We start from the raw sequence: 6,235 nt of genomic DNA on the forward strand, positions 1-6,235 counted from the left end.
CGTTATGCCTCCCTATTCAACTATCATTTTCGAAATGCTCGTTTCCCGAATCGACTGAATGCTGATCCAGGCTGTAATAATGATCGTTCCTGCCAGTAGCAATGGACAGAGTACATATGCCTGCACCGGATCAATCACAAATACAATCTTTGAAGCACCAAAGGAGGACATAATGCCACTTACCAGCATTGGACCCAGTGTATTGGATAAGATTGTGCCTGCGGCTACACCTACAATGAGGATGACCAATGACATCACGACATATTTCAACTTGATCTTGGATAACGCAAAGCCGATGCTTCGCAACACAGCAATATCGTTGTTATCTTTGGCAACCATCATCTGCAGGAACAGTGAGGTAATCAAAATAGAAATGAATATGCCAATGGCCAGTGCAAGTGTGGTCACCAGCTTTAATTGCTGAATCGTACCACCAAGCGTTTGATTCAAGTATCCTTGAAGATCCGTTACGCGCGCTGGCGAGAAGTCTTTCTCATATGTTGCAATTTTGGCAGCCATCACACCGCGGTCTTTCAGATCCAAACTGACTACATACCAGAGCACACTGTCTTTGTTGTAAGGCAAAAGCGCCTTTGCTGTTTTTCCGCCATTCGTCACATCCTGATAGATGCCGCTGACCGTCATCACTTGGTCTTGACCGCCCACTTGCAAGGTCAGCTGATCCCCCGTTTTGAGTTTGAGTTCACTGCTGTTGGCGTCAGAGAGAGCAATTTCCCGATCTGTTGCTGGTGCGTTCCCGCTAAGATAGGACAAAGGAAAGATGCTGAAATCTCCGCTCTCCACGCTGAGATTATCGTAACTGCCTTCCGCATTACGAATCTTGAACTGGCTCGTTACGAGAGGTGAATATTTCTTAACGTCTGCGTCATTTCCAATTTGATTCACTAGTTGAGCATAACGTTGCTCTACATCGTCGGTATGCCTAAGATCGATGCGAATATCACTTTGCCCTACACCCATATAAGATATGAAGCTTGGAGCCTGCAGTGTGTTCAAAAAGTTAAGCGGTACGATCATAATAAATGAACTGACGATGAATACGAATAATAACAAACGGAACATTTTGACACGTTGCATCACGTCTTTTAACCCAAGAAAAACAGGCACGGAAGACCAGCGATTACGTGAGAGGTTTAAACGGTTGCGAACGATCTGCGTATCCCCCAAACTTCCGGTGCGAAGGGCTTCCACAGCAGAGATCGAACGAAAACGACGAAGCACCGCGCGGCAGAACAGGACAACCATGGTGAAAATCAAACCTGCAGCGAGCAGAGGCACGGCGAAATGCAGTAATGTAGCCGGTGCTTTCCCCATATACAGCATAATATTAGATACAAAAAGCTGGTTCACTCCGAGGGAAGCGATGTAACCCAAAATGGAAGCCAAACCTGCCATAAACACATATTTGACCAAATAGAGCCGCTTGATATCTTTCTCTGCGATACCAATGGCTTTCATCACGCTGATCTCGCGGTAATCTTCCTCAATAGTCGCAAGCATGGTAAAACGAATACACAGCATCGCAATCAGAATCAGCACCAGGCTGACCAAAATAATAACAGCTGCGATAATTCCGTCTGTCATCCCGTTGAGGAGCTGGAACAAACCATAAGTCACCACCGGGCCAGCGTTAGGGAGCCCTGCATTTTGATAGGCTTGGGTGAACTCACTTGTCTTGGCAGGATCATGCAGTCGGAACTCAATGAGATATTCCATCTCTCCGACCCCTTGCTTCAATTGCCCCATATCATTCGGGCTTACGATAAAACGCTTCGAATGCACAACAGATGGATTCATCTGTGCATCACGCACAAAATCAACAATGGTGTATGAACGCTCAAAAGCCCCATTATTGATCCGAACCTGGTCACCGATATTTAATTTATTTTGCTGTAAATAATACACAGGTACAGCAATCTCGCCATCACGAACCTGGATAATCTCACTATTCAGATTCAGTAAATAGTCGAATTGCTGATTTTGTGTAACGAAGTCAATATCCATGACGGTATTTTTCTCGGACTCTGCACCAAGGTAAAGGTTAGCTCCATTGATGTTAACCATCTCAACTATCTGATGTTGCTCAACCATTGCATTTCCTTCAGCCCATGTGTTTACTTTGGTCTGATCCAGTTCTCCAGAGTGCATTTGCACAAAATGAGGTGTCTTCGATTCAGAGAACAGATACTGAATGGAACTTGTCAGTTCCATGATCATTCGAGAACCGGAAGATACCAGCAAAGCGGCGAGCAGGACAAAAATAAACAGTGCAGCCGTAATTCCTTTTTTCCTCATTAAGTCGTTTCTCAGCATTCTCAGCAGCATAAACTTACATGGCTCCTCTCATCTATCTACTATGTTCAGTCGTTCTACTTCTGGAGTCATAAAGCTTGTCAGATAATGCGCCACTGTTGAAGGGTGGTGCATGATAAACATATGCGTCCCCTCTCGAATGGTCTGAAGCTTCATCGGTACATCAAAATATCTTTCCCATTTGAGTGCTGACTGAAGGGGAACGGCATTGTCCCGTTCTCCCCACAGAAACAGCACTGGCAGTGAAAGAGGCTGACATTCAAGTGTCGCTGCGGATTCCAGCATTCGAAAATCTGCCCGAATTACAGGCATGAAATACTGCAAAAGTTCTTTTTCGTGGATGAGCTCTTTAGGTAGACCGTCATAAGAGAAAAGGTGATCTATGAGATGCTCATCAGACATCTGGTCATATCGCTTCAATCCACATTCAGCAGGCGTATTGCAGGCGGATAACACAAGACGCAACGTCTTGGCTACATCCGGAAGCTCCTGTTGTAACCGCTGAGCCACATAATAAGCTGTAATGCCGCCCAAGCTGTGCCCAAACAACATTGCACCAGGTTGAATTATAGGCAACAGTTCGTTCGTATAGAGCTCTACAAGCTGCTGCATATGTTCCAGAGGCTCTTCCGAATTCATCCCGTGACCGGGAGGTGTATATGCCCATATTTCCGTATCCGGAAGGTAAGATACTAAAGGATAAAAACTCCGAGAGTGTCCACCCAGATAAGGAAAACAGATCACCTGCCTGTTCTCCCTGCCCTTCTGCAGTCGTTCAAGATAAGTCTGTGCCATCACTCCATCACCACCATTAATTGCTTTATTTCGCGTCTAGAACATATGCAGGAAATGTCTGGAGCGTTGTGTCCACTTTTTTGCGCTTAAAGACGATATGAATGATAATTGCCGAAGTTACGAAGAAGAAAAATTGCATGATCTGCACTTGCGGATTGAAGTAATACAGATCGATCTGACTTCCTGTAGCGACAAGCCAAAAAGCCAGAAGGTAAAACAACAGCGTGCCTTTGGTAGCATTGAAGATGTAGCTCTGAAATACGATAAACGCCATAAGCTGCACCACGTAGTATATGTATGTGGTTGAGGTGCCAAAGGATGAAATCAGATAACCCGGAAGCACCCATAGTCCAAACAGGAATCCTGTAATCAGACCACTTGTTACATTGTTTTTCAACTTGCCTTGCAGGAAGGGAAGCAAGAATCCAATCCAGCCAAATAAACCGCCGATGAGCCCCGTCTCCTTGAACAAGTTCAAAATGCCGAGCCAGATCATTTCCGGTACACTATATGTCAGATCGGGAACCGGTATGCCGAATAGCAGGGAGCCAAAATGCATCGATGAAGCAAATACGATGGAAATACCGATAATCACAGGAATCCAGAACAGATCTTTTTTTCGCGGAACCAGCTTCAAGAACATGCCTTTCAGCGCGTCTTTGCCTCCCATTAAATAACATGTAATTAATCCGGCAATCGAAGGAGAGTACAGAGCAACGATAGCTAACGGATGCATCAGATGAAGTTCACCAGTGATGGGGACAATAAAATCAGGAAAGAACATGAACAAGCTGGCAATACCATAACAAGTACCGAAGGACATCGCCAGAAACAGATACATATACTTATTGGAAGGACTGGCTGCCGGGCTGGACACTGGACGAACAGATGACTGATTGGCTGTAATCATCGTGCCACCTCCTTGGCAGCAAGCTTTCTCTCAATGAGATCATGCAATCGGTTAATGGTACTGAAATTGGCCAAGTCCAAATCATCATTTCCGATCTCAATCTGGAATCTGCGCTCTACAAAATCCACTAAACGCATGGCAAAGAGTGAGTTGACAAATCTCATTTCAAAATAGTTGTCGTTGTCGCTGATTTGAGCGTCCTCATGTTCCATAGTAAGATTGTTTCCGATAAAATCTCGAATTTCCTGACGATAATCCACCGCTCTTCCCCCTTGTTATTGATGTTGTCTTTCAGGCACACAAACTTCAATATAGTCTGGAAACTCCACAACCTGCTTCAGATCATGCGAAAAGACGATCTTTCCGTCAGGATCTGCAGACAGCTGTGTAAAACCAGCAAAACGATAGCTGATATTCATCATCCGGTTTCTCCCGGTTTCTCTGAAATCAGCAAGCATCTGCTTACCCTGTTGCCTCGCTTCACGCATGATATAAGTGAGCAATACACTTCCTGCTCCCCTTGACATGACGCGGCACGACATCAGCAACATGTTCAGTCTCCATATATCCGGCTGCTTATGAATAAGCGCGAGCCCGATCTTTCCATATGTTCCGTACTTGTCTTCAAGTTCACACACCAATAGCAAGTAATCCTGTGAAGTCATCAACTGATGTAGTTCCTCATAACTGTAAGTGATCCCTGTAGCATTCAACTGATTGGTACGAACCGTGAGCTCTTCCGCTCGCTGAAGATCATCCTCTGTCGCTTCATAGATAGTAAACTTCATACCGAGTGAAGCCAGAAACTTCTCCGAAGGACCTTCATACTGTTCTTCCGCCTGCTTTCGAAGTGTATCTGCCTGATACATCTGTCTTCTGCGGGAAGAGTCTGCTGTAATAAAGCGAGGCATCAGTCTCGGATCATTCAGCATCGTCTCATAGTGATCTGCATGAAGAACCTGAACATCCGCATGTACACTTTTCACTTCCTCCAGTTCAAAAGGCTGGTCGTCCACAAACAAGATGGCATCCATTCCGATATTGATGTTCTGCTGAATACGCTGAATGGATATGGACTTCGCATCCCAATGAATCTCGGGGTATAAAAAATACTCGGCAATGCCCCATTCGGTAAGTTTGGCCCAAGCCAGCTCTGCGTCATTTTTACTGGCAATGGAGTGCAGTATTCCGCGGCGGTCTAATTGTTCAATCACCTCCTTTATGCGCGCTTTTAGTTTCACATCTCCGGATTCAAGTAAGACTCCATCCCAGATCGTGTGATCCAGATCCCATACGACACATTTGATATCCTTCAACCGCTCCATGGACATGCCTCCTTTTCGTTAATAGGCATAGAACCCTTGCCCCGTCTTGCGTCCCCAGTGTCCAGCATCCACCATTTTCTGCAATAGCGGACAACAGCGGAATTTGGGGTCCTGATAACTGTCGTACAGCACTTTAAGCGAATGAACGACGGTATCCAGACCGATCAGATCTGCTGTTTCCAGCGGGCCCATCTGATAACTAAAACCCTTTTTCATAATGGCATCGACCTGCTCAGCTGTAGCAATACCATCCTGCACAATAAAGGCTGCTTCATTCATTAACAAATGGGAGAGTCGGTTCGATACAAAACCCGGCAGATCCTCGATGACGACCGGACTTTTGCCGAGAGACTCCAGAAACGCTACCATCTCTTGCTCTGTCTCAGGTGTTGTATGATGCCCTTTGATCACCTCCACCATCGATTTAACCGGAACCGGATTCATCAAATGTACACCTATGGCGCGTCTTGGATCAGGTAAAAAGGAGGCCAGCTTGGTTACTGAAATACAGCTTGTGTTCAACGCGTAAAGAGCATCCGGACGGGCCTTTTGACTCAAACGCGCATAAACTTCCTTTTTGGACTCTATATTTTCGGTCACATTTTCAATAATGACGCCAGCCTCTTCCACACCTTCGTCCTGAATTTGGAACGAAATTCGATCCATAATGATATCGAGCGGAACCTCACCGTATCCTTGTTTCAAGAAACAGGCTGAACGGTATTCACGACGTATGACATCAGGGGCCTGAGCAATGGCGGACTCTGAATGATCCTGCAAAATGACCCGATACCCCGCTCTGGCAACATCCAATGCTGTAGCACATCCCATTACGCCTGCGCCAATAATTGCAATGAGCTGATTATGCATA

The 6,235-nt window shown here is 45.6% G+C and carries 6 protein-coding genes; all 6 read right to left on the bottom strand.

Translation table 11 applies throughout. The annotated features are described in order from the left end of the window. Nucleotides 1-12 precede the first annotated feature (12 nt). The 6 genes from FS818_RS12980 to FS818_RS13005 are packed head-to-tail and all read right to left on the bottom strand — an operon-like array spanning nt 13 to nt 6,234. The gene (locus tag FS818_RS12980) at nt 13-2,316 is read right to left on the bottom strand and encodes an ABC transporter permease (protein ID WP_260989839.1); all 2,304 of its coding nucleotides are present in this window, start codon (nt 2,314-2,316) and stop codon (nt 13-15) included. 48 nt (nt 2,317-2,364) lie between these two features. Further along, on the bottom strand, nt 2,365-3,129 hold the full coding sequence (locus tag FS818_RS12985) for a thioesterase II family protein (RefSeq protein WP_145332257.1): 765 nt from the start codon (nt 3,127-3,129) through the stop codon (nt 2,365-2,367). 25 nt (nt 3,130-3,154) lie between these two features. Continuing rightward, complete coding sequence (locus FS818_RS28785) at nt 3,155-4,039, bottom strand: hypothetical protein (protein WP_186375471.1); 885 nt, start codon at nt 4,037-4,039, stop codon at nt 3,155-3,157. After that, complete coding sequence (locus FS818_RS12995) at nt 4,036-4,299, bottom strand: acyl carrier protein (RefSeq protein WP_145332259.1); 264 nt, start codon at nt 4,297-4,299, stop codon at nt 4,036-4,038. The genes FS818_RS28785 and FS818_RS12995 overlap by 4 nt, the downstream gene beginning before the upstream one ends. Before the next feature lie 15 nt (nt 4,300-4,314). Then, nucleotides 4,315-5,364 carry an HAD-IIIC family phosphatase gene (locus tag FS818_RS13000; protein ID WP_145332261.1) on the bottom strand — a complete coding sequence of 350 codons (1,050 nt, stop codon included), beginning with the start codon at nt 5,362-5,364 and terminating at the stop codon, nt 4,315-4,317. An 18-nt stretch (nt 5,365-5,382) separates the two neighbouring features. Continuing rightward, nucleotides 5,383-6,234, bottom strand: coding sequence for a 3-hydroxyacyl-CoA dehydrogenase family protein (locus tag FS818_RS13005; RefSeq protein WP_145332263.1), 852 nt, complete (start codon nt 6,232-6,234; stop codon nt 5,383-5,385). Nucleotide 6,235: the final 1 nt, after the last annotated feature.

Source organism: Paenibacillus xylanexedens, from assembly GCF_007680605.1.
GTDB classification, from domain to species: Bacteria; Bacillota; Bacilli; order Paenibacillales; family Paenibacillaceae; genus Paenibacillus; species Paenibacillus xylanexedens_B.

Excerpts from the sequence above, each read along its gene's own strand:
- FS818_RS13000 (WP_145332261.1), bottom strand. The coding sequence starts at position 5,364 with ATGGAGCGGTTGAAGGATATCAAATGTGTCGTATGGGATCTGGATCAC.
- FS818_RS28785 (WP_186375471.1), bottom strand. The coding sequence starts at position 4,039 with ATGATTACAGCCAATCAGTCATCTGTTCGTCCAGTGTCCAGCCCGGCA.
- FS818_RS13005 (WP_145332263.1), bottom strand. The coding sequence starts at position 6,234 with ATGCATAATCAGCTCATTGCAATTATTGGCGCAGGCGTAATGGGATGT.
- FS818_RS12985 (WP_145332257.1), bottom strand. The coding sequence starts at position 3,129 with ATGGCACAGACTTATCTTGAACGACTGCAGAAGGGCAGGGAGAACAGG.
- FS818_RS12980 (WP_260989839.1), bottom strand. The coding sequence starts at position 2,316 with ATGAGGAAAAAAGGAATTACGGCTGCACTGTTTATTTTTGTCCTGCTC.